The sequence below is a fragment of the Promicromonospora iranensis genome (assembly GCF_028994775.1).
Classification (GTDB): Bacteria; Actinomycetota; Actinomycetes; order Actinomycetales; family Cellulomonadaceae; genus Promicromonospora; species Promicromonospora iranensis_A.
Genome location: NZ_JAJQMN010000002.1, coordinates 38,763 through 59,845, shown reverse-complemented (window position 1 = coordinate 59,845; position 21,083 = coordinate 38,763). Strand labels below are relative to the sequence as shown.

The following is a 21,083-nucleotide window of genomic DNA, read 5'->3' as shown; positions in this document are numbered from 1 at the left end:
GAGTGCGGCACGGGTCCATTCTCGCTGTCCGACGGCGGGGCGTCGTCCCGCCCGCGAGCACCCTTGCCCGCCGTGAACGCCCCGCATAACCTGAGCGCATGACGCACGGGCTCAACTGGTGGTGGCTGCACTCGCAGCCGTGACCTGACGCGCCCATCGCACACAAGTCCCGAGCTGCTCACGCAGCCCGGGACTTCCTTGTGCCCGACGCCGTTCGTGGGCAGCTCCTGAGCAAGGAGGACCCATGTCCGTCACCACCACGCCCGAGGCGACCACGTCGACGTCGGCCACCCCGCACGAGCCAAGCATCCCGAGCAACCCGGCCAGCACCACCCGCTCCGCCGCGGCCGCACGCGAGCGCACCGCGGTCCTGGAGAGCCAGATCGTCCGGAGCCCGGGGGAGTACCGCGTGCTGACCGGGGACCGCCCGACCGGCGCGCTGCACCTCGGGCACCTGCTCGGCACCGTCGCCAACCGGGTGCGGTTGCAGAACCTGGGCGTCGAGGTGTTCCTGATCGTCGCCGACTACCAGGTCATCACCGACCGGGACGACGCCGGGGACCTGCCCGCCACCGTCCACGAGGTGCTGCTCGACTATCTCGCGGCAGGGATCGACCCCGAGCGCAGCACGGTCTTCACGCACTCGGCGGTACCCGCGCTGAACCAGCTGCTGCTGCCGTTCCTGTCGCTGGTCACCGTCGCGGAGCTGGAGCGGAACCCCACCGTCAAGGCCGAGGCGGAGGCCGCCCTGCTGCGGCAGAAGCGCGGCATCTCGGGCCTGCTGTTCACCTACCCGGTGCACCAGGCCGCCGACATCCTGTTCTGCCACGGCAACCTCGTGCCCGTCGGCGTGGACCAGCTGCCGCACCTCGAGATCACACGCACCATCGCCCGCCGTTTCAACCAGCGGTACTCCGCGGCCCAGCCGTACTTCCCGGAGCCGGATGCGCTCATCGCGCCGTCCACCGCCGTCCTGGGTGCCGACGGGCGCCGCATGTCCAAGTCGCGAGGAAACGCGCTCGAGCTGCGCGCGTCCGAGGACGAGACCGTCGCGTACTTCCGGCGCGCCAGGACCGACGCCGACCGCATGATCACCTACGAACCGGACCGCCGGCCGGAGATCGCGAACCTCCTCCAGATCGGCGCCCACTTCGCGGGAACGTCCCCGGAGGCGCTCGCGGACGAGGTCGGCTCGGCCGGCGCGGGGCAGCTCAAGACGGTGGTCACCGAGGCGGTCGTCGAGGGCCTGCGCCCGCTCCGGGCCCGACGGCGAGAGCTCGCCTCGGCGGGGCCGCGGCACCTCGCCGAGGTGCTCGCCCGCGGTAACGCCCGGGCGAACGCGATAGCGGACCGCACCCTGGACGACGTCCGGGCCCTGATGAACATGCGCTACTGATCCCGCGGGCGGTGCCCGGCGCCCCACATCTTCGAGGTCTAAGTGGCTCCGTTCTGAACCGTTTCAGAAGGGAGCAACTTAGACCTCGAAGGACAGGGGGTCTTGGAAGACAGTGGGCGCGCAGAAAAGATCCCCGGCCGGGATGCCTCAATAACCCGGCCGGGGAACTCGGCTCGAACGGCTGACGGCGCAACGGGTAGCCACCCGAGGAGGTCGCGCCGTCAGCCGCTCGAAATCAACGGGCCAGACGCTCCTTGAGAGCCTCCAGCTGGGCGTGCAGCTCGGCCGGCGTGTGGTCGCCGAACTGGGCGAAGAACTCCTCGGTCAGCTCGGCCTCGGCCTGCCACGGCGCGGTGGGGACGTCGAAGAGGGCTGCCATGTCGGCGTCGGGCACGTCGATGCCGTCGAGGTTCAGCGTGCCCGGTGCGGGCACGCTGCCCACCGGCGTGGCCACGGAGACGTCCTGGTGCAGGCCGCGCTCCGCCTCGAGCTGGCGGACCATCCACTCGATGACGCGCGAGTTCTCGCCGAAGCCCGGCCACAGGAACCGGCCGTCGTCACCCTTGCGGAACCAGTTCACCTGGAAGATCCGCGGCCGCTTCGACTCCTCGATGCCCGCGCCGACCTCCAGCCAGTGCGCCCAGTGGTCGGCCATGTTGTAGCCGCAGAACGGGAGCATCGCGAAGGGGTCGCGGCGCAGCTCGCCGAGCGCGCCCTCGGCCGCTGCGGTGCGCTCCGACGAGATGGTGGCACCCATGAACACGCCGTGCTCCCAGTCGAACGACTGCGCCACGAGCGGCACGTTCGTGGCGCGGCGCCCGCCGAAGACGATGGCGTCGACCGGCACGCCGGCCGGGTCCTCCCACGTGTCCGCGATGGTGGGGCACTGGGCCGCCGACACCGTGAAGCGCGAGTTCGGGTGGGCCGCGGGGCGCTCGTCGGCGTCGGCGGGCGTCCAGTCGTTGCCCTGCCAGTCGATCAGGTGCTCCGGCGGCTCGGGCGTCAGGCCTTCCCACCAGACGTCGCCGTCGTCGGTCAGCGCGACGTTCGTGAAGATGGTGTCGCGGTCGAAGGTCGCGACGGCGGTCGGGTTGGTGTCGATGCCGGTACCCGGCGCGACGCCGAAGAAGCCGGCCTCCGGGTTGATGGCGCGCAGTGTGCCGTCGGGGCCGGGGCGCATCCACACGATGTCGTCACCGAGGGTCTCGACCTTCCAGCCCGGGATGGTGGGCTGCAGCATCGCCAGGTTCGTCTTGCCGCACGCGCTCGGGAAGGCGGCGGCCAGGTGGTACTGGCGCTGCTCGGGCGAGGTGATGCGGATGAGCAGCATGTGCTCGGCGAGCCAGCCCTCGTCGCGCGCCATCGCCGAGGCGATCCGCAGCGCGAAGCACTTCTTGCCGAGCAGGGCGTTGCCGCCGTAGCCGGAGCCGTACGACCAGATCTCCCGGGTCTCCGGGAACTGCACGATGTACTTGGTGTCGTTGCACGGCCAGGCGACGTCCGCCTCGCCGTCCGCCAGCGGGGCCCCCACCGAGTGCACTGCCGGGACCCACTGCTGCCCGGCGTCGATGAGGTCCAGGATCTCGGCGGACACGCGCGTCATGACGTGCATCGAGACGACGACGTACGGCGAGTCGGTGATCTCGATGCCCACCTGTGAGATGGGGCCGCCGACGGGGCCCATCGAGAACGGCACCACGTACATGGTGCGGCCCTTCATCGAGCCCTCGAAGACGCCCTTCAGCTCGGCGCGCATCTCGTCCGGGGCCACCCAGTTGTTGGTGGGGCCGGCATCCTCCTCGTCCTGCGAGCAGATGAACGTGCGCGACTCGACGCGGGCGACGTCGGCGGGGTTGGAGCGCGCCAGGTACGAACCCGGACGCTTCTCCTGATTCAGCTCGACGAGGGTGCCCGCTGCCAGCATCTGGTCGATGAGGCGTTGCTTCTCCTCCGCGGAGCCGTCGCACCAGACGATCTCGTCCGGCTGGGTGAGCTCGGCGACGTTCGTCACCCAGGCGCGCACGTCCTGGTCTCCGACGGGCGGCACAGCGCGCAGCGGAGCCTGGGAGGACGTGCTGGAGCCCTGGCCGGTCGTCATCTCGGAGACGAGCTCGGCGACGAGCCGGGTTCGGCGGGGGTTCGCGAGGACGGACATGTGCGCTCCGATCGTCGTACGGCTGGCCACGTTGGCGGGCTTGTTTCCACTCTTGTGTGTTGATCCGTCCGAATTCCAGTCTCTGGGCTGTCAAGAATCGCCGATCTTCACGTAGTGTGAAGGAGTAGGTTCCTGTTGGCCTGTCCCGGGTGTCTCCGGGTGACGGCCGTCACACGATGGGACGGAGGACGACGTGCCCAGCTCGAACGAGGCGCCGTCGCGCGGCGAGACCGACCTGATCACGCTGGGGCGCCGTATCCGGCACCTGCGCACGGCGCAAGGCCTCACCCTCGACGCGCTCGGCGAGAAGGTGGGTTCGGCGCCCAGCCTCCTGTCGCTCGTGGAGAACGGGCGGCGCGAACCGCGTCTCGGGCTGCTGCGGTCGATCGCGGAAGCGCTCGGCGTGCCGATGAGCGAGCTGCTCAGCGCGGAGCCGCCGTCCCGCCGCGCGGCCCTGGAGATCGCGCTCGACCGCGCGCAGCGCGGCCCGCTGTTCACCACGCTCGGTGTACCCGCCGTCAAGCCCAGCCAGAAGCTGCCGATACCCGTGCTCGAGCAGCTCGTCGGCCTGCACGACGAGCTGGCGCGACGCGAGCAGCTCGCCATCGCGACCCCTGAGGAGGCGCGCCGGGCCAACACCGAGCTACGCCTCGAGCGGGAGGCCCGCGACAACCACTACCCGCAGTTCGAGGCGGTGGCGGAGCAGCTGGTCAGGGCCGCCGGGTACACCGGCGGCGCGCTGACGCACCGCACCGTGGCCCGGATGGCGGAGCAGATGGGCTTCACGCTGCTGCACGTGGACGATCTGCCGCGGTCCGCCCGCTCCGTGACCGACCTGCGCAACGGGCGGATCTACCTGCCTCCCGCGTCGACGCCCGGTGGTCACGGGCTGCGGTCGCTCGCCCTGCAGGCGCTCGCGCACCGCGTGCTCGAGCACGACCGGCCGCGCTCCTACGGCGAGTTCCTGCGCCAGCGCGTCGAGATCACCTACTTCGCCGCGGCGTGCCTCGCGCCGCAGTTCGTGGCCGTGCCGTTCCTGGAGGCGCGCAAGCGGGAGCGCGACCTCGCCGTCGAGGACTTCCGCGACGCCTTCGGCATCACGCACGAGGCCGCCGCGATGCGGCTCACCAACCTCGCGACGCACCACCTCGGTATCCCGCTGCACTTCTTGCGGGTCGGGGCCGACGGCGCGCTGTTCCGGGGCTACGCGAACGACGGCCTGCCCTTTCCACAGGACGTCACGGGCGCGATCGAGGGGCAGCTCATCTGCCGGCGCTGGGCGGCGCGCGAGGCGTTCGAGCGGCGCGACCGGGCCACCGAGTTCTACCAGTACACCGACACGCCCGCCGGCACCTTCTGGTGCTCCACCCAAACCGGCTCCATGTCGCCGTCGGGCGGGCCCGACGGCGGGTCCGGTGCGTTCTCCATCACAGTGGGCGTGCCCTACGCGCACGCCAAGTGGTTCCGCGGGCGTGACACGCAGGTGCGGCGCACCTCGACGTGCCCGGATCCCGCGTGCTGCCAGCGTCCGGCGCCGGAGCTCACCGCACGCTGGTCGGGCGAGGCCTGGCCGTCCGGGCGCATGCACCAGCAGATCCTTGCCGCACTGCCGCGCGGCGCGTTCCCGGGCGTCGACGATGCCGAGGTGTACGCGTTCCTGGACAAGCACGCGCCCGAATGACGGTTTCACGGTGTATCGCGCGTTCCGGGCAGCTGCCGGGTTAGCGTAGGCAACCGTGGCATCGAACCTGGCTTGCATCGGACTGGACGTCTGGCGACGTAGCGACTTTCGCGACATGGTGGCGGCGGCCCGCTCCGAGGCGGAGACCATCGCCAAGGACGGCGAGGTCGGCGTCCACATCTGGACCGACGCGTCGGGTGCCCGCCTGATCATCACCACTGAGGGCGACCTGGTCCGGGTGGTCACGCCCACGTTCTACGCGGCACCCGGCGCCATCATCTCCGAGCCGCAGGCCGTCGACGGCGGTCTGGTGCTCGCCGAGCTCGTGAATCAGGACGACGAGGTCATCACCGAGATCGCCTGCCAGCTCGAGGAGCTCGCGCTGCTCGGCTCGGCCGCACCACCCGTCGAGGGTCCGGTGTCCATCGTCGTGCTGGGCAACTCGGTCCAGGTGCTCGGCCGTGCCGACGCCGGCCCGTCCGACTTCGTCTTCGAACCCACCGGGGCGTACGCCCTGTCGACCGACGCCGTCGCGCACCTGACGGGCGTCGTCCTCGCGATCCAGCAGCGTGCCGTCAGCCGCACCGGTCAGACCTTCACCGCCGCGCGTGTGCAGACCGATGGCTTCCAGGTCACCCTCTGCGTCCCGGCGGGCAAGCCGGACCTGACCGCCGGCGACGTCGTCGAGGTGACCGGCTACGTGGTCGCCTCGATCCCGGCCCTCCGCGGCTGAGCGTCCAGCCGGGGTAGCTCTCTTCGAAGAAGGGGCTATCGGAGCGGGCCACCCCGGGCGTCCAGGCGGTCCAGCAGCCGGGACAGGACGTCGCCCAGGCGCAGGCCGTCGTGCTCGAACTCGTTGGTGACCCAGGGCTCGACGTTGCCCACGTGCGCCGCCGTCTCGAGCGAGAGGGCGGAGTCCACGAACATGTCGTCGAAGTACACGGCGGCCTCGACCGGGACCTCGTTCTCGGCGAGGCGGTGCAGGTCGTACAGGTCGCGCCAGTGCTGCCGCTGCGCGAGGGCGTGCGCGGCCGCCTCGAACGGACGCAGGGCGTTGATCTCGGCGAACATCCAGGGGTAGATCATCTCGCCGGTCATCAGCAGCGGGCGGGCGTCCTCGGCGAAGGCGGGGTCGGCGTCGCGCACGGACTGGGCGGCCCACGCGGTCGGGCCGGTGTGGGACTGGGCGTAGATCGACTCGTGCAGCACCGCGTACAGCGGGTTGGTCGCGAACGACGTCTCGGCCGCGACGGTGGCGAGGAACGTGTCGCTCAGCGCTCCGCCGTGAGGGGAGTCGAACGCCTCGTCGACGGCCCAGTGCACCCGTTCGAACCCGGGCTGCATGCCGAAGTCCATGCCGAGCGTCTGGAACCGGCGAGTGGTGAGCGTGTCGCCGTCGGGTGCGGCCACCTCGCCGGTGGCGAGGCGGTCGGCGATGCGGCCGAGCGTCGTCACGGCGTGCGGGTAGCGCGCGCGGAACCGCGCGTTCTTGGCGACCACCCGCGGCTGGGTGCGCTCGTAGACCTCGCGGGCCGACGCCGTGAGGCCGGGCAGGCCACCGGTGACCAGGCTCGCGTTCAGGCCCTCGGGCGCGAACGACAGGTAGGTCATGGTGATGAACCCGCCGTACGACTGGCCCAGGGAGGTCCAGCGCCGGCCATCGAACAGCGTCTTCCGGACGTGCTCGGCGTCGCGCACGATGTTGTCGGCGCGGAAGTGGCTGAGGTACTCCGCCTGCTCCTCCGGCGTGCCGACCGCGGCGAGCGAGGCCGCCCGGACCGCGCTGGAGCGCCCGGTGCCGCGCTGGTCCAGCAGCACCACGCGGAAGCGCTTGAGCGCGGTGCCGACCCAGCCGTCCGGGCCGGTCGGGCGCGGGCCCTTGCCGCCGGGGCCGCCCTGCAGGAACACGAGGAGCGGCAGGTCCTCGGTGCGACGGGCGGGATCCACGAGCTCGCGGGCGAACACGGAGAGGGTCGGGGAACCGTCGGGCTGGGACCAGTCGAGCGGGACGTCGACGGAGTGGTCGGTGATGTGGACGCCGGGAAGGGTGTAGCTGATGGGCACGGGCTCACGTTATCGCTGCCCGGACGACGATGGACCGTTGCATTGATGGAGTGACTGCTCTAATAATTGGGATATGACGACGACAGAGGTGCGGCAGGCACCGGCGCTACCCGTCCTGCTCGGCCTGGGCGTGCTCGTGATCGGCCTCGTCCTCGGCTGGTTCGCCGCCCCTCTGGCCGGCGGCCTGGCCGGCCTCATCGAGGCGTCGCCGCTGCCCGTTCCCGGGGTGCTCCAGCTCGTCGAGACGCTGCCGCCGGCCTGGACTCTCGGCATCCTGGGCGGGCTCGGGCTGCTCGGCGGCGGCTTCATCGCCTTCATGACCGTGGGTGAGGCGCCCGCCCTGACCGTCGCCGACGACCACCTCGAGCACCGGCAGGAGGAGCGCGAGGCGTGGATCGAGCGGTCCGACGTCGGCACCGCGTTCCGCGACACGAGGTACCTGGTGCTCCTGCGAGCGGACGGCGGACTCCGCGCCCGGCTCGACGCCGACACCCTGTCCTGGGCCAAGGTCCAGGCTGCCCTGGAGCAGCACCGCTGGCCGTGGCGGGACGCGGATCCCTACGAGGAGCGGTTCGAGCGCTGGCTCGACGGCCGCCCCAGCTTCACCGCCGCCGAGCACGAGGCGCTCCGCCGTCGGCTCGAGGAGCGCAAGGACGCCGCCGCCGCTCGCAAGGCGGACGACGACCTGGCCGCGCTCGGACTGGTGGCGCGCATCCGGGACGACCGGATCCAGGTGCGTCGGACGGCGTCGGCCGGCGAAGGCCCGCGTGGCACGGACCGTTGACCCGGCGCGCCATGAGGCGCGCAGGCTCGTCATCATCGACGCCGCACTCACCGTCTTCGCCGAGCGTGGGTACGACGGTGCCACGACTGCCGAGATCTGCCGGCGGGCACGTATCGGGTCGGGCACGTTCTTCCACTACTTCCCGACCAAGCTGGACCTGCTCCTCGCGATCCTGCGACTCGGCACGGACGAGACGCGCGAGCAGACGGAGCGGTATGCGGGGCGCACGGACGCCCTCGGTGTCCTGCTCGACATGGTGGCGAACGGCGCCGACGAAGCGGCGGAGCCCCGGATGCCCGGCTTCGTCCAGGCAGTGGCCGGCGTCATGCACCTGCCCGAGGTCGCCGCGGCCCTCGAGGAGGACACCCGGGCGCAGCGTGACGTGCTCCTGCCCTGGGTGCGGCTGGGCCAGCGGACGGGCGAGATCAGGACCGACCTCCCCCCGGCCCGGATCACCTCGTGGCTCTACCTGCTGACCGACGGCTTCCTCGGCCGCATCGCGACCGAGGAGGACTTCACGGCCCAGGAGGAGAAGGCGACCCTGATCGACACGGCCCGCCGCTTCCTGACCCCCTGACCCCCGCCACCCCAGCCAACCCCGCCACCCCAGCCAACCCCGCCCCAGCCAACCCACTTCAACGACTGGTGGACGCACCCCACGCCCAAGGCGACACGACAGACGAGCGGAGGGCGAGGAAGGCCTTGTCCGGCAGTAAGACGTTCCCGAAGTGGAGCGCCCCCTGGGGCGCGTGAACGCTGCCGGACAAGGCCTTCCTCGCCCTCCGCGGACGCAACACGAGCGCCCGAACAAGGACCTACGACACGTCCGAGTCCACCCAGTCGAACGTCTTCGTCACGGCCTTCTTCCAGCTCCGGTACTGCCGGTCGCGCTCGGCCTCCTCCATGGAGGGCTCCCACCGCCGGTCCTCGGCCCAGTTCGCGGTCACGTCCGCCTCCCCGTTCCAGAAGCCGACGGCGATGCCCGCCGCGTACGCCGCACCCAGCGCGGTGGTCTCCGCGACGACGGGCCGGATGACGGGAACCCCGAGCTGGTCGGCCTGGAACTGCATGAGCAGCTCGTTGGCGACCATGCCGCCGTCGACCTTGAGCTCGGTGAGGTCCACGCCGGAGTCGGCGTTCATGGCGTCCATGACCTCGCGGGTCTGGAACGCCGTGGCCTCCAGCGCGGCCCGTGCGATGTGGTTCCGGTTGACGTACCGGGTGAGGCCGACGAGCGCACCGCGGGCGTCGGGCCGCCAGTACGGCGCGAACAGGCCGGAGAACGCCGGCACGAAGTAGGCGCCACCGTTGTCCTCGACCTTGCGGGCATACCACTCGACGTCGGGCGCGTCGTGGAACAGGCCCAGGTTGTCGCGGAGCCACTGGACCAGGGATCCCGTGACGGCGATGGAGCCCTCGAGCGCGTAGATCGGAGCCGCGTCGCCGATCTTGTAGCAGACGGTGGTGAGCAGGCCGTTCTCGGACGGCACCTTCTCGGTGCCCGTGTTGAGCAGCATGAAGTTGCCGGTGCCGTAGGTGTTCTTCGCGGTGCCGACCTCGAAGCACGCCTGCCCGAACGTGGCCGCCTGCTGGTCGCCGAGGATGCCGGAGATCGGCACACCGGGCACCATCCCGCGCGGACGGCCCTTGCCGTACACCTCGGACGAGGAGCGGATCTCCGGCAGCATCGAGAGCGGGATGCCCATGTCCGCCGCGATGTCCTCGCGCCAGGAGAGCGTGTCCAGGTCCATGAGCATGGTGCGCGACGCGTTCGTCACGTCGGTGACGTGCACGCCGCCGTCGGGCCCGCCCGTCATGTTCCACAGGACCCAGGCGTCCGTGTTGCCGAACAGCAGGTCGCCGCGCTCGGCCGCCTCGCGTGCACCCTCGACGTTGTCGAGGATCCACTTCACCTTGGGGCCGGAGAAGTAGGTGGCGAGCGGCAGGCCGACGATCGACTTGTACTTGTCCGCGCCCTCGGACCCGCCCAGCTCGTCGACGATCGCCTGCGTGCGCGTGTCCTGCCACACGATGGCGTTGTAGACCGGCTTGCCGGTCGTCTTGTCCCACACGACGGTCGTCTCGCGCTGGTTCGTGATGCCGACGGCGGCGAGGTCGCTGTGGTTGAGGTTCGCCCTGGTCAGCGCGAGCCCGACAACCTGGCGGGTGTTGTCCCAGATCTGGTCGGGCTTGTGCTCCACCCAGCCGGCCTTCGGGAAGATCTGGTCGTGCTCGAGCTGGCCGGTGGACACGATGGTCCCGGAGTGGTTGAAGACGATCGCCCTGGTGCTCGTGGTGCCCTGGTCGATCGCGAGTACGTAGTCAGCCATCGGTGTTGACTCCCTTTGTCTGTGTCACTCTGCTTGTCTGTCGCCTGAGTCTGCGGCTCCGCCGCCGGCTCCGGCTCAGGCGACGGCCGCCGCGACCAGGCCACCGAGCGCGCCGCCCACCAGCGGCCCGACCACCGGCACCCACGAGTACGCCCAGTCGCTGGAGCCCTTGCCCGGGATGGGCAGGAGGAAGTGCGCGATGCGCGGGCCGAAGTCACGTGCCGGGTTGATGGCGTACCCCGTGGGGCCACCGAGGCTCGCGCCGATACCGACAACGAGGAGGGCTGCGGCGAGCGGGCCCAGGTCCACCGGCGAGTTGCCGAACGACAGGATCACGAAGACCAGCATGAACGTGGCGATGACCTCGGTGACGAAGTTCCACGTGTACGAGCGGATCTCCGGGCCCGTGGAGAAGACGCCGAGCTTGACGGCCGGCTCGGCCTCCAGGTCGAAGTGCTGCTTGTGCGCCAGGTACGCGAGGACGGCGCCCACGAAGGCACCGACGAGCTGCGCGACCCAGTAGAGGAGCATGTTGACGAAGTTGGCAGGGACGCCCTCGGCGAACTCCTCGGCCCCGCTGGACAGGATGCCGAGCGTCACGGCGGGGTTGATGTGCGCCCCGGACTTCATCGAGACGAACACACCGGCGAAGACCGCGAGGCCCCAGCCGAAGTTGATCAGCAACCAGCCGCCGTTGAACCCCTTGGTCCTGGGGAGGATGACGTTGGCCACCACGCCGGCGCCGCCGAGGATCAGGATCATCGTGCCGAGGAACTCCGGCACCATGATGTCCGTGAATGCGTTCATCGCTGACTCGCTTTCTGCCGACCACTCTGTCGGCGTACGGGGGTATACCCGGCGGCTCCTCTGGGGCAGGCCGTCGGCGGTCGCGTAGTAGTCGTTACCTCGGGGTTCTCAGCTACGGAGCGGCTGCATGGCCGCCACGTCGGGGGTGGTCAGGCGCGCCTGCTCGGCGGCCTCGTCGTCGGGTGCTTCCTCGGCATGGCGCTCGGCCTCTATCCGCTCCTGCCAGGCGCGGACCTCGCGCTCCGCGTCGGAGGCGTCCCAGTCGAGCAGTGGTGCGACGACGGACGCGACCTCCTCCGCCGCCGCCGTGCCCCGGTCCGCGATCTCGTAGACGAGGCGTGTGCGGTGGGCCAGCACGTCCTCCAGATGGAGGGCGCCCTCGTGGCTGACCGCGTAGTGCGCCTCGGCGCGGAGGTAGGCAGGGGCGTGCTCGAGCGGCTGCGCGAGCGTGGGATCGGCGTCGCACAGCTCGACGATCTCGGCGAGGTTGGCGCCGTACCGGTGCAGCAGGTGGTCCAGCATCGGGGGAGTCCAGCCGAACCGCTTGCCCCACGTGCGTGCCTGGCGCTGCACGGCCCGCAGCCCGACCGCGCCCGTGAGCGGGATCTGGTGCGTGATGGAGGGCAGGGCGGCCGAGCGCTGCCCGATCGCGAAGTCGACGGCGTCCTTGGCCATGACCCGGTAGGTCGTCAGCTTGCCGCCCGCGATCACGGTGAGGCCCGGCGTCGGCGAGGCGACGGTGTGCTCGCGGCTGACCTTCGCGCTGCTCGTGCCCGCCTTGGTGCCGGGCTGGAGCAGCGGGCGCAGGCCCGCGTAGGTGCCGATGATGTCTTCCCTGGTCAGGGGGTGTGCCAGGACGGCGTTGGCGTGATCGAGCACATAGTCGATGTCGGCGCTCGTGGCGACGGGATGAGTGGGGTCGAGGTTCCACGGGGTGTCGGTGGTCCCGATGATCCAGTACCTGCTCCACGGGATGACGAACAGCACGGACTTCTCCGTCTGCAGGATCAGCCCGGCGTGGCCGCGGATGCGTTCCCGCGGGACGACGAGATGCACACCCTTGCTGGCGAGCACCCGCAGCCCGCCCTCGGAGCCGGCGAGGGCCTCGGTGTCCTCGGTCCACACGCCGGTCGCGTTGATGACCGAACGAGCCCGGACGGTGATCTCCTTGCCGGTCTCCAGGTCGACGACCACCGCGCCGTTCACCGCGCCCGTCGCGCCCTGCGTCAGGTCCACCACCTGGGTGCGGCTCGCGGCGTGCGCCCCGTAGCTCGCGGCGGTGCGGATCAGGGTCGCGACCAGGCGGGCGTCGTCGACCGACGCGTCCCAGTACTGGACCGCGCCCACGGCGGCGTCGTGCGCCAGGTCGGGGAACTTGGCCTCCATCTGGTTCTTGCTCAGGTGCCGGTGGAACGGCATGGGGCGGCGGCCCGGCGTGAGCGTCGCGAGCACGTCGTACATCGCGATGCCCGCGCCCACGTAGGCGCGCTCCCAGACCCGGTGCTCCAGCGGATACAGGAACGGGACCGGTCGCACCAGGTGCGGTGCGAGGTCCCGTAGCAGCAGGTCCCGTTCGGTGAGGGCCTCGTGGACCAGCTCGAAGTCGAGCATCTGGAGGTACCGGAGTCCGCCGTGGACCAGCTTGCTGCTGCGGCTGGAGGTCCCTTGTGCCCAGTCCTGCGCCTCGACCACGGCGGTGGACAACCCGCGCGTGACCGCGTCCAGCGCTATGCCGGCGCCGGTGACGCCGCCCCCGATCACCAGTACGTCGAGCTCGGCCGAGGGACTGACACTGGCTTCGAGTGCGGCCAGTGCTTGCGTCCTCGCGTCTGCGGTCAGGCGAGTGGATGCCATGCGCCAAACTCACCACGCATTCCGCCACTTGGCAAGACCTTTGCCCTGTTGGTCGGGGTGTGTTGGGAGGTTCTCTTGCTCACATTCCGATTCGCCCTTCGATTCGTCTCGTCTGCCCGGCTGGAGTCTGTGTCTGGTATGCCCGTCTGGCGTTCGCTCCGGGCGTGCTCCCGGCCCCGGTCGTAGTGTGTCGGCGTGACGACACCCGAGGCGCGGCCGGCGCCCGTGATCCGCCCCGCCCTCCCCTCCGACGTGCGCACCATCCGCGACCTCGTCGAGCCGCTCAGCCAGGAGCGCATCCTCCGGCCGTACGAGATGGTGGGGTACTTCGAGGCGGTCCAGGAGTTCCTGGTGGCGACCGACCCCGCCGGTGCCGCGGGCGACACCGCCGTCGGCTGTGGGGCGCTCCACGTGATGTGGGACGACCTCGCCGAGGTGCGCACCCTGGCCGTGCACCGCGACTGGCGCGGCCGCCGGGTGGGGCACGCCCTGCTGGAGGCGCTGATCGAGCGGGCCCGCGCGCTGGGTCTGCGGCGCGTGTTCTGCCTGACCTTCGAGGTCGACTTCTTCGCCGCGCACGGGTTCCGGGAGATCGACGGTACGCCGGTCACGCCCGAGGTGTACGCGGAGCTGCTGCGCTCCTACGACGAGGGTGTGGCCGAGTTCCTCGACCTGGCGCGCGTGAAGCCCAACACCCTGGGCAACTCCCGCATGCTCCTGGAACTCTGACTACCTCGCCTGATGTCTACCTCGGCAGGTGGAGGCGGCCGACGTCGTCCTGCTCGGCCAGACCGTCCTCGACCAGGCCGGCGATGGCGCGGTCGAGCTGTTGCGGGTCGTGCCACACGCTCGCGAGCAGGGCGCGGTCCACGGGTTCGGTCGCCCGGCGGAGCTCCGCCATGACCCGGCCGCGCGCCTGCCGGTCGGTGCCCGCCCAGGCCTGGGCGCGGCGGCGGTCGGCGTGCGCGTCCGGCGGCGAGCCCGCCCGTCGCCACGCGCACAGCCCGGCGACGGGGCAGGCGCCGCACTTCGGTGCCTTCGCGGTGCAGACGAGCGCGCCCAGCTCCATCGACGCGGCGGCCCAGCGTGCGGCCTCGCTGTCGTCGGCCGGAGCGAGAGCCGTCGCCAGGGCCCGTTCGGCCGCCGTGTACGACGGCGCCGGGAGCGCCGTCCCGCCGACGGCTCGCGCCAGCACCCGGCGCACGTTGGTGTCGACCACCACCGACCGCTTCCCGTAGGCGAACGCCAGCACCGCGGCGGCCGTGTACTCGCCGACGCCGGGCAGGGCGCGCAGCTCGTCCTCGGTGCGCGGCACGACGCCGTCGTGCCGGTCGACGATCGCCCTGGCGCACTCCTGGAGCCGCAGCGCGCGGCGCGGATACCCGAGCCGGCCCCAGGCGCGCAGCACGTCAGCCGTGGGCGCCTTCGCGAGATGGGCGGGCGTGGGCCACTGCTCCAGCCAGGCGTACCAGGCCGGCTCCACGCGCACGACGGGAGTCTGCTGCAGCATGACCTCGCTGACGAGCACGCCCCACGGCGTCCGGTCGGGTGCGCGCCAGGGCAGGTCGCGCGCGGCGCCGTCGAACCACTGGACGACGCCGGAGCGCACCTCGGTGCGTCGTGTCGTTTCCCCTGCTGTCACAGGGACCCATCCTGCCGCACCGCCGCGGCCCCGCCGAAGCCGCGGGGACGCGGCGCCGCGAGCGACCACCGCACCGCGCGCGGCCCGTGAAGTAGGACACGTGACCGACTCGGCGGCGCGGCTGCCGCTGTGGTGCTCTGCGTCGTCGTATTTTGGTGGCGCGGGGTGTTGCCGCACGTCAGGCCATGTCCGAGGTTCAGCAGGGGGTTCAGCAGGTGGTCAGTGCGTCGGAGAAGGGCGAGCGGCCCCACGCGCGGGACGCGCAGGAGGAGCCCGTCGCGAGGCGCCCGCGTCGGTTCGGACGCGCGATCGCGGTGCTGACCGTCGTGGCGGTCAGCGGCGTGGGCGTGGCTGTCACATGGCCCCGGGCCGACCCGCCGATCGCGTCGGCGAAGGCGGACCCACCGGCTCCCGTCGACCCGAACGCCGCGGCCTCGCCGTGTACGCCCGAGGACCTCGACCTCACACTCGCCACGGACCGGGTCTCCGTGACGCCCGGTGTACCGGTCGGGTTCACTGTCTCGCTGCGGAACGAGGGCGACGTGCAGTGCCTCGTCGACGCCCCCCGGAGCGCCCTCGCCGTGACCGTGTACGAGGGCGAGGTGGGCGAGCCGGGTGCGGAGCGGGCGTGGTCGTCGGCGGACTGCGCCGACGAGGACGAGGAGCGGCTGCTCCTCCTCGGGTCCGGTGACGTCGACGTCACGGAGACGACCTGGTCCGACTCGCGGTCGATGCCCGGCTGCACGCCGGGCCAGCCCAGGCCCGCCGCCGGCGAGTACACGGCGCAGGCCACGCTCGCGGGCGTCGAGGGCCTGTCCAGCGACGTGGTGCGGCTGACGTACACGGTCCCGGAGCCGAGCGGTTCGCCGTCGCCGTCGGGCAGTCCGTCGGGTGACTCGTCCGCCGGACCGGGCAAGGGTTCGTCGGCAAGCCCGTCCGCGGACCCGAGCGCGTCGGGGGACGCGTCGGACGACGCGTCAGGAGACGCCTCGGACAAGGCGAGCAAGAAGCCCTGAACCGGCTCGGTGCCGGATGCGCGGATCGCCCGGGCGGCCCGGACGTCCGCCCGGTGGGGCCAGGTGTGCCGTGGCGTCGGCCGTACGACCGGGTCAGCCGTACAGCCGGGTCTGCCGTACGGTCGCGTCAGCCGTACCTCAGCGTCAGACGTACCGCTCGAGGATGCTCGACTCCGCCAGCCGGGAGAGGCCCTCGCGGATGGTCCGGGCGCGCTGCTCGCCGACACCGTCGACGGACATGAGGTCGTCCACGCTCGCGGCGAGGAGCTTCTGCAGGCTGCTGAAGTGGCCGACGAGCTGCTCGATGGTGGTGTTCGGCAGGCGAGGCACCTTGGACAGGAGCCGGTAGCCGTGCGGCGCGACGGCGGCGTCGAGCGCGTCCCCGCCGCCGGGCAGGTCCAGGATCCGGCCGATCTGGCTCATGTCGAGCAGCTCCTGCGACGTGAGCGCGGAGAGCTCGGCCTGCACGTCGGCGAGCGTGCGGTCCTTGCGGCCCAGCACGTAGTCGCGGATCACGAACTCGCGGTCCGAGCCGACGTCGCCGATCAGCTCGTCGAGCTGGAGCGCGAGCAGGCGCCCGTCGACCCCGAGCTCGATCACGTAGCCGGCGATCTCGTCGGAGATGCGGCCGACCATCTCGAGGCGCTGCACGACCGAGCACACGTCGCGCACCGTGACCAGGTCCTCGATCTCCAGCGCTGACAGCGTGCCCGACACCTCGTCGAGGCGCGCGCGGTACCGCTCGAGCGTCGCGAGGGCCTGGTTGGCGCGGCCGAGGATCGTGTCCGAGTCCTCCAGCACGTGCCGCTGCCCGCCCACATAGAGGGCGACGATCCGCATGGACTGGCTCACGGAGATGATGGGGAACCCGGTCTGCTTGGCGACCCGCTCCGCCGTGCGGTGCCGGGTCCCGGACTCCGTGGTCTCGATGGTCGGGTCGGGCAGCAGCTGCACCGCTGCCTTTCGGATGCGGGTGGCGGCCCGGTCGAGCACCACCGCGCCGTCCATCTTGGACAGCTCGCGCAGGCGCGTGGCGGAGAAGTCGACGTCGAGCGAGAACCCGCCCGAGCAGATCTGTTCGACGGTCGCGTCGAGACCGAGCACGATGAGCGCGCCGGTGCGACCGCGGAGGATGCGCTCGAGCCCGTCGCGGAGTTCGGTCCCGGGCGCGACAGCGGCCAGGGTCTCCCGGAGCAGCTCGTCAGGGTGCGAGGAGGTCGTGGCCACGAAGAAATCCTACGCTGTGCTCTGGGTCACAAGCAGTTCGTTTCACGAAGCGGTCATTCGTCGTCCACCGCACGGAGCGGTCTGCCGCCCGCCGACTGCGCCCACTCCACCGCATCGCGGATGTGCGCGGCCTCCACCAGCTGCAGCCCTTCGGGCGCCTTGACCCCCGTCCCGTGCGGCACGACGGCGCGTGCGAAGCCCAGACGAGCGGCCTCGCCCAGGCGTCGGTCCAGGCCTGTCACCGGACGGATGTCTCCGGCCAGGCCCACCTCGCCGATGGCGACGGTGGCCCCGGGGAGCGGCCGCCCGGTGCGAGCGGACACGAGCGCGAGCGCGGCCGCGAGGTCCGAGGCCGGCTCGGTGATCCGGGCGCCGCCCACCGTCGAGGCGTATACGTCCTGGTCGGCGAGGCGCAGACCGCCGTGCCGCTGCAGCACGGCGAGGATCATGGCGAGCCTGCTGGAGTCGACGCCGCTCGTGGCGCGGCGCGGGTTGTTCAGCGGGCTCGGCGCCACGAGCCCCTGCACCTCCACGGCGAGCGGACGCCGTCCTTCCAGCGTGACCGTGATGCACGACCCGGCGACCCCCGCGCCGGCGTGCGACAGGAACAGGCCGGACGGGTCGGCCAGCCCGACGATCCCGTTCTCGGACAGGTCGAAGCAGCCCACCTCGTCCGTGGGGCCGTACCGGTTCTTCACCGCACGGATCATGCGCAGGCGCGAGTGCCGGTCACCCTCGAACTGGCACACCACGTCGACCAGGTGCTCCAGCGTGCGGGGGCCGGCGACGGAGCCGTCCTTGGTCACGTGGCCCACGAGGATCGTGGGGATCTGCCGCTCCTTGGCCACGGCGATCAGCGCTGCGGCGACCTCCCGCACCTGCGAGACGCCGCCCGGCGCGCCGTCCACCTGACCGCTCGCGATGGTCTGCACCGAGTCCACGATGAGCATGTCGGGCTGGTTCACCTCCAGGTGGCCGAGCACCGTGCCGAGGTCGGTCTCCGCGGCGAGCAGGAGGGTGGCGGACAACGCCCCGATGCGCTCGGCCCGGAGCCGGACCTGGGCGGCGGACTCCTCGCCCGTCACGTACAGCACGGTGCGGGGCGACTCGAACCCGTCGGGCCCGAGGGCGCCGTCGGCCACGTTGCTCGCGACGGCGAGCAGCAGGGTCGACTTGCCCACGCCCGGCTCACCGGCGAGCAGGATGACCGCACCCGGGACCAGACCCCCGCCGAGCACCCGGTCGAACTCGCCGACGCCGGTCGGGTTGGCGCGCGCCGACTCGACGTCGATGTCGGCGATGGGCCGCGCGGGCTCACGCGCCGGCGAGACGGTCGCCGTGCGTGGCCCCGACGACGCCGGTCCGTCCTCGCTCACCGTGCCCCACGCCTGGCACTCCCCGCAGCGGCCGACCCACTTGACGGTGGTCCAGCCGCACTCGGCACAGCGGTATGCGGGCCGGGCCCGCTTGGAGGTCGATGAGGTCACGAGCGCCACCGTACGTGCCGCCACCGACACGCAGCCGAAGATCACCCGGGCCGTGTCCCGCTGCCGGCCGCTCCGGGCATCCCGAGCCAGGTATTTTTCGACCATGCCGACCTCCGGAGGGCGTGTGGCGCGCCACGACGGATCGCGTACCGGTCCCGACCACCGAACCTTCGTGTCCCGGCCCCGCCCTTCGCCGGCGCGACCGGCCGGCCTGGCCGTCGCCCTCGCGGCTGCGCTGGGCACCTGGCTCGTGTGGTGGGCGATGGTCACCACATGGCCCGGGCAGCGTGTCGAGGAGAGTGTCTTCGAGACGGCCGACAGGTTCCAGGACGTGGTGAACCACCTGGTCGAGCCGGTGCTGCTCCTCGGCTCGCCGCCCTGGCTCGCGGCCGGGCTCCTGGCGGTGTGCGGGATCGGGGTGCTGCGCCGGAGATGGGCTGCCGCGGCGCTGGCCGCCGCCGTGATCCTGGGTTCGAACGTGACCACTCAGCTGATCAAGGACGGGGTGTTCCACCGCACGGGTCTCGTCGGCGAGTGGAACCGGGACATCAACACCCTCCCGAGCGGCCACGTCACGGTGGTGGCCGCGGCCTGGGCAGCACTGCTCCTCGTCGTTCCACGGGGCTGGCGGCCGGCGACGGCGGTCGCGGGAGCCGCCGTGACCTGCGCCATGAGCCTCGCGACGGTCGCGGACCGCTGGCACCGCCCGTCCGATGTCGTCGCGGCGGTCCTCGTCGTGGTGTCGTGGACGGCGCTGGTCTGCGCCGTCGCCCCGGCCGGGTGGGCAGGCCCGGACGACGGTCCGGCACGGCGCGGCGACGCCGGGACACGCCTGGTCGTGGTGTCCCTCGGTGCGGTGGCCGTGCCGGCGGCCGTGCTCTCCGTCCTGGCCGCCGCCGCGACCGAGGAGCACGCCTGGGCGGTGCTGCCGTGGGCCGGCGGGCTGACGGCGTACGCGGGCGGTCTCCTCGCCGGGTGCGCGATCTCGGCGGCGGCCTTCGCCGTGCTGCTCGCGGTCTGCCAGGCGACCGCCCGAGCGGGTCGGACGCTTGTCCAGCACCGGGCGTGCCTCCGTCCGAATGTCAGTGCTCCGACATAAGGTCTTGGCTGAGCCACCGTGACGCATCCGGTGGACAGAGCACGGGGGAGCCAGGACATGACCGACCAGCGCGTGAACTCACCGCGCACCGGCGCGACCGCGTCGGTGGCCGCGAAGAAGGCATCGCCCGCCGTGTACCGCCGGCGACGGCTCGCGGCGGTCGTCGGTCTGCTCGTCGTCGTGCTCGCCCTGGTGCTCGTGACCGGTTTCGTGTGGCCGGGCTTCTGGCGCAGCGAGGCGACTCCGCAGCCCGTCCCCACGGTGACGGTGACCGCCCCGGTACCGACACCCACGGTCAAGGCGATGGAGCGGGCCGACGACGAGACCGCCTTCCAGAAGGCCCTCCCGTCCGCCGTGCTGCAGTTCGCGCTCGGCTCGCTGGCCGAGGCGAAGGAGCCCAAGGGTGAGGGTGCGCTGGAGGCCTGGAACGCCGAGTACTCCGACGGCGGCTCCGGTGAGGTGGCGGTCCTGGCCGGTCAGTGGGCGACGTCGGACGAGGCGGCCACCGCTGCCGCGGCCTGGACCAGTTCCGCCGGCGAGGCTGATCGCGAGGGCGACGTGAAGGTCGGCAAGAAGGTGGTGGGGCAGTACGCGATAGTCCCCGCCAAGGGCGGCAAGGCCGTCGTCGTCTGGCAGAACGGGACCGCGGTGATGCAGGCGACCGGCCCGGTCGACACGATGGAGGACTTCTACGCGGCGTTCCCGCTGTGAGCTCGCAGGGGAGAATGGCACCGTGAACCAGCGACTTGCAGTGCTCGGGGCCGGGAACATGGGCGAGGCGGTGCTCGCGGGCGCGCTCTCGGCGGGTTGGCAGGCGTCCGACGTCGTGGCCACCGTGCGGACCGAGGCCAAGGCCCAGCATCTCCGCGAGGCCTACCAGGTGGCCACCACCAGCGACAACGTGGCGGCGGTCCGCGGGGCGGGCCTCGTCCTCGTGGGTGTCAAGCCCAAGGACGTCGGTGCTCTGCTCGACGAGATAGCGCCCGGGATCGAGCCCGGCGCCGTCGTGGTGACGGTCGCGGCCGGCCACCCGACCTCGTTCTACGAGGAGCGGCTGCCCGCAGGCACCGCGGTGGTCCGGACGGTGCCGAACACGCCCGCGGCGATCGGTGCGGGCATCACGGCTATCGCGCCGGGTGCCGCCGCCACGGAGGCCCACCTGGAGGCCGTCGAGCACCTCCTCGCAGGCACGGGCGCCGTGGTGCGCGCAGCCGAGAAGGACCTGAACGCCGTGTCGGCCATCTCGGGCTCCGGCCCCGCCTACGTCTTCTACGTCGCCGACGCCCTGGCCGAGGCGGGTGTCCTGCTCGGCCTGACGCGCGACGTGGCACGCCGCCTCGCGGTCCAGACCCTGCTCGGCGCGTCGCGCCTCATGGACGAGTCGGGGGAGCACCCGGTTCTCCTGCGCGAGAAGGTCACCTCGCCGGGTGGCACCACCGCGGCGGCGCTGCGGGCACTGGACGACGGCGGCGTACGTGCCTCCTTCCTCGCCGCTGCGGCCGCGGCACGTGACCGCGCCCACGAGCTGGGTGGATGATCCT

Annotated in this window: 18 protein-coding genes; 10 read left to right on the top strand and 8 right to left on the bottom strand. The window is 71.9% G+C overall.

Going from position 1 to position 21,083, the window contains the following annotated elements; translation table 11 throughout:
- The first annotated feature begins 244 nt into the window (after nt 1–244).
- Complete coding sequence (gene trpS, locus LUU90_RS03150; RefSeq protein WP_275001822.1) at nt 245–1,396, top strand: tryptophan--tRNA ligase; 1,152 nt, start codon at nt 245–247, stop codon at nt 1,394–1,396.
- A 235-nt stretch (nt 1,397–1,631) separates the two neighbouring features.
- Here the strand turns inward: trpS and LUU90_RS03145 are convergent, their stop codons facing one another.
- Complete coding sequence (locus LUU90_RS03145) at nt 1,632–3,551, bottom strand: phosphoenolpyruvate carboxykinase (GTP) (RefSeq protein ID WP_275001821.1); 1,920 nt, start codon at nt 3,549–3,551, stop codon at nt 1,632–1,634.
- A gap of 193 nt (nt 3,552–3,744) precedes the next feature.
- On the opposite strand from LUU90_RS03145, the gene LUU90_RS03140 reads away from it, so the two are divergent.
- Nucleotides 3,745–5,232: an XRE family transcriptional regulator gene (locus LUU90_RS03140; RefSeq protein WP_275001820.1), complete on the top strand. Its 1,488-nt coding sequence runs from the start codon at nt 3,745–3,747 to the stop codon at nt 5,230–5,232.
- Between the two features lie 55 nt (nt 5,233–5,287).
- Nucleotides 5,288–5,965, top strand: coding sequence for a hypothetical protein (locus tag LUU90_RS03135; protein ID WP_275001819.1), 678 nt, complete (start codon nt 5,288–5,290; stop codon nt 5,963–5,965).
- A gap of 35 nt (nt 5,966–6,000) precedes the next feature.
- Here the strand turns inward: LUU90_RS03135 and LUU90_RS03130 are convergent, their stop codons facing one another.
- Nucleotides 6,001–7,296, bottom strand: a complete 1,296-nt coding sequence (locus LUU90_RS03130; RefSeq protein WP_275001818.1) for an alpha/beta fold hydrolase — start codon at nt 7,294–7,296, stop codon at nt 6,001–6,003.
- 73 nt (nt 7,297–7,369) lie between these two features.
- Here LUU90_RS03130 and LUU90_RS03125 point away from each other — a divergent pair, with 73 nt between their 5' ends.
- Together LUU90_RS03125 and LUU90_RS03120 are read left to right on the top strand one after the other, a co-directional pair.
- Nucleotides 7,370–8,080 carry a YqeB family protein gene (locus LUU90_RS03125; protein ID WP_275001816.1) on the top strand — a complete coding sequence of 237 codons (711 nt, stop codon included), beginning with the start codon at nt 7,370–7,372 and terminating at the stop codon, nt 8,078–8,080.
- A complete protein-coding gene (locus LUU90_RS03120; RefSeq protein WP_275001815.1) occupies nt 8,064–8,657 on the top strand; it encodes a TetR/AcrR family transcriptional regulator in 594 nt (197 codons plus the stop codon). Before LUU90_RS03125 ends, LUU90_RS03120 begins: the two co-directional genes overlap by 17 nt.
- A 238-nt stretch (nt 8,658–8,895) precedes the next feature.
- Here the strand turns inward: LUU90_RS03120 and glpK are convergent, their stop codons facing one another.
- From glpK to LUU90_RS03105, 3 genes are all read right to left on the bottom strand, one after another.
- The gene (gene glpK, locus LUU90_RS03115) at nt 8,896–10,410 is read right to left on the bottom strand and encodes a glycerol kinase GlpK (RefSeq protein ID WP_275001813.1); all 1,515 of its coding nucleotides are present in this window, start codon (nt 10,408–10,410) and stop codon (nt 8,896–8,898) included.
- Nucleotides 10,411–10,485: 75 nt separating this feature from the next.
- Entirely contained in the window at nt 10,486–11,217 is a 732-nt protein-coding gene (locus tag LUU90_RS03110) for an MIP/aquaporin family protein (protein ID WP_275001812.1), read from the bottom strand.
- Between the two features lie 108 nt (nt 11,218–11,325).
- Nucleotides 11,326–13,071 carry an FAD-dependent oxidoreductase gene (locus LUU90_RS03105; protein WP_425596168.1) on the bottom strand — a complete coding sequence of 582 codons (1,746 nt, stop codon included), beginning with the start codon at nt 13,069–13,071 and terminating at the stop codon, nt 11,326–11,328.
- A gap of 195 nt (nt 13,072–13,266) precedes the next feature.
- Between LUU90_RS03105 and LUU90_RS03100 the strand changes: the two genes are divergently transcribed.
- Nucleotides 13,267–13,800 (top strand): amino-acid N-acetyltransferase, encoded by a 534-nt coding sequence (locus LUU90_RS03100; RefSeq protein ID WP_275001811.1) that lies wholly within the window; start codon nt 13,267–13,269, stop codon nt 13,798–13,800.
- Nucleotides 13,801–13,816: 16 nt separating this feature from the next.
- Here the strand turns inward: LUU90_RS03100 and LUU90_RS03095 are convergent, their stop codons facing one another.
- Entirely contained in the window at nt 13,817–14,713 is an 897-nt protein-coding gene (locus tag LUU90_RS03095; RefSeq protein WP_275001810.1) for an A/G-specific adenine glycosylase, read from the bottom strand.
- A 215-nt stretch (nt 14,714–14,928) separates the two neighbouring features.
- On the opposite strand from LUU90_RS03095, the gene LUU90_RS03090 reads away from it, so the two are divergent.
- Nucleotides 14,929–15,729: a hypothetical protein gene (locus LUU90_RS03090; protein WP_275001809.1), complete on the top strand. Its 801-nt coding sequence runs from the start codon at nt 14,929–14,931 to the stop codon at nt 15,727–15,729.
- A 144-nt stretch (nt 15,730–15,873) separates the two neighbouring features.
- Here the strand turns inward: LUU90_RS03090 and disA are convergent, their stop codons facing one another.
- Together disA and radA are read right to left on the bottom strand one after the other, a co-directional pair.
- Nucleotides 15,874–16,956 carry a DNA integrity scanning diadenylate cyclase DisA gene (gene disA, locus LUU90_RS03085; RefSeq protein WP_275001808.1) on the bottom strand — a complete coding sequence of 361 codons (1,083 nt, stop codon included), beginning with the start codon at nt 16,954–16,956 and terminating at the stop codon, nt 15,874–15,876.
- A gap of 53 nt (nt 16,957–17,009) precedes the next feature.
- On the bottom strand, nt 17,010–18,443 hold the full coding sequence (gene radA / locus LUU90_RS03080; RefSeq protein ID WP_275001807.1) for a DNA repair protein RadA: 1,434 nt from the start codon (nt 18,441–18,443) through the stop codon (nt 17,010–17,012).
- 103 nt (nt 18,444–18,546) lie between these two features.
- On the opposite strand from radA, the gene LUU90_RS03075 reads away from it, so the two are divergent.
- Genes LUU90_RS03075 through proC form a run of 3 tightly spaced genes read left to right on the top strand, consistent with a single transcriptional unit; the run spans nt 18,547 to nt 21,079 of the window.
- Entirely contained in the window at nt 18,547–19,542 is a 996-nt protein-coding gene (locus LUU90_RS03075) for a phosphatase PAP2 family protein (protein WP_275001806.1), read from the top strand.
- 57 nt (nt 19,543–19,599) lie between these two features.
- Nucleotides 19,600–20,253, top strand: coding sequence for a hypothetical protein (locus LUU90_RS03070; protein ID WP_275001804.1), 654 nt, complete (start codon nt 19,600–19,602; stop codon nt 20,251–20,253).
- Nucleotides 20,254–20,311: 58 nt separating this feature from the next.
- On the top strand, nt 20,312–21,079 hold the full coding sequence (gene proC, locus LUU90_RS03065) for a pyrroline-5-carboxylate reductase (protein ID WP_425596191.1): 768 nt from the start codon (nt 20,312–20,314) through the stop codon (nt 21,077–21,079).
- Nucleotides 21,080–21,083 lie beyond the last annotated feature (4 nt).

Bases quoted from the DNA above. Each gene is read 5' to 3' on its own strand.
- glpK (WP_275001813.1), bottom strand. From the start codon at position 10,410: ATGGCTGACTACGTACTCGCGATCGACCAGGGCACCACGAGCACCAGG.
- LUU90_RS03110 (WP_275001812.1), bottom strand. From the start codon at position 11,217: ATGAACGCATTCACGGACATCATGGTGCCGGAGTTCCTCGGCACGATG.
- trpS (WP_275001822.1), top strand. From the start codon at position 245: ATGTCCGTCACCACCACGCCCGAGGCGACCACGTCGACGTCGGCCACC.
- LUU90_RS03070 (WP_275001804.1), top strand. From the start codon at position 19,600: ATGACCGACCAGCGCGTGAACTCACCGCGCACCGGCGCGACCGCGTCG.
- LUU90_RS03075 (WP_275001806.1), top strand. From the start codon at position 18,547: ATGCCGACCTCCGGAGGGCGTGTGGCGCGCCACGACGGATCGCGTACC.
- LUU90_RS03145 (WP_275001821.1), bottom strand. From the start codon at position 3,551: ATGTCCGTCCTCGCGAACCCCCGCCGAACCCGGCTCGTCGCCGAGCTC.
- LUU90_RS03125 (WP_275001816.1), top strand. From the start codon at position 7,370: ATGACGACGACAGAGGTGCGGCAGGCACCGGCGCTACCCGTCCTGCTC.
- proC (WP_425596191.1), top strand. From the start codon at position 20,312: ATGGGCGAGGCGGTGCTCGCGGGCGCGCTCTCGGCGGGTTGGCAGGCG.
- LUU90_RS03105 (WP_425596168.1), bottom strand. From the start codon at position 13,071: ATGGCATCCACTCGCCTGACCGCAGACGCGAGGACGCAAGCACTGGCC.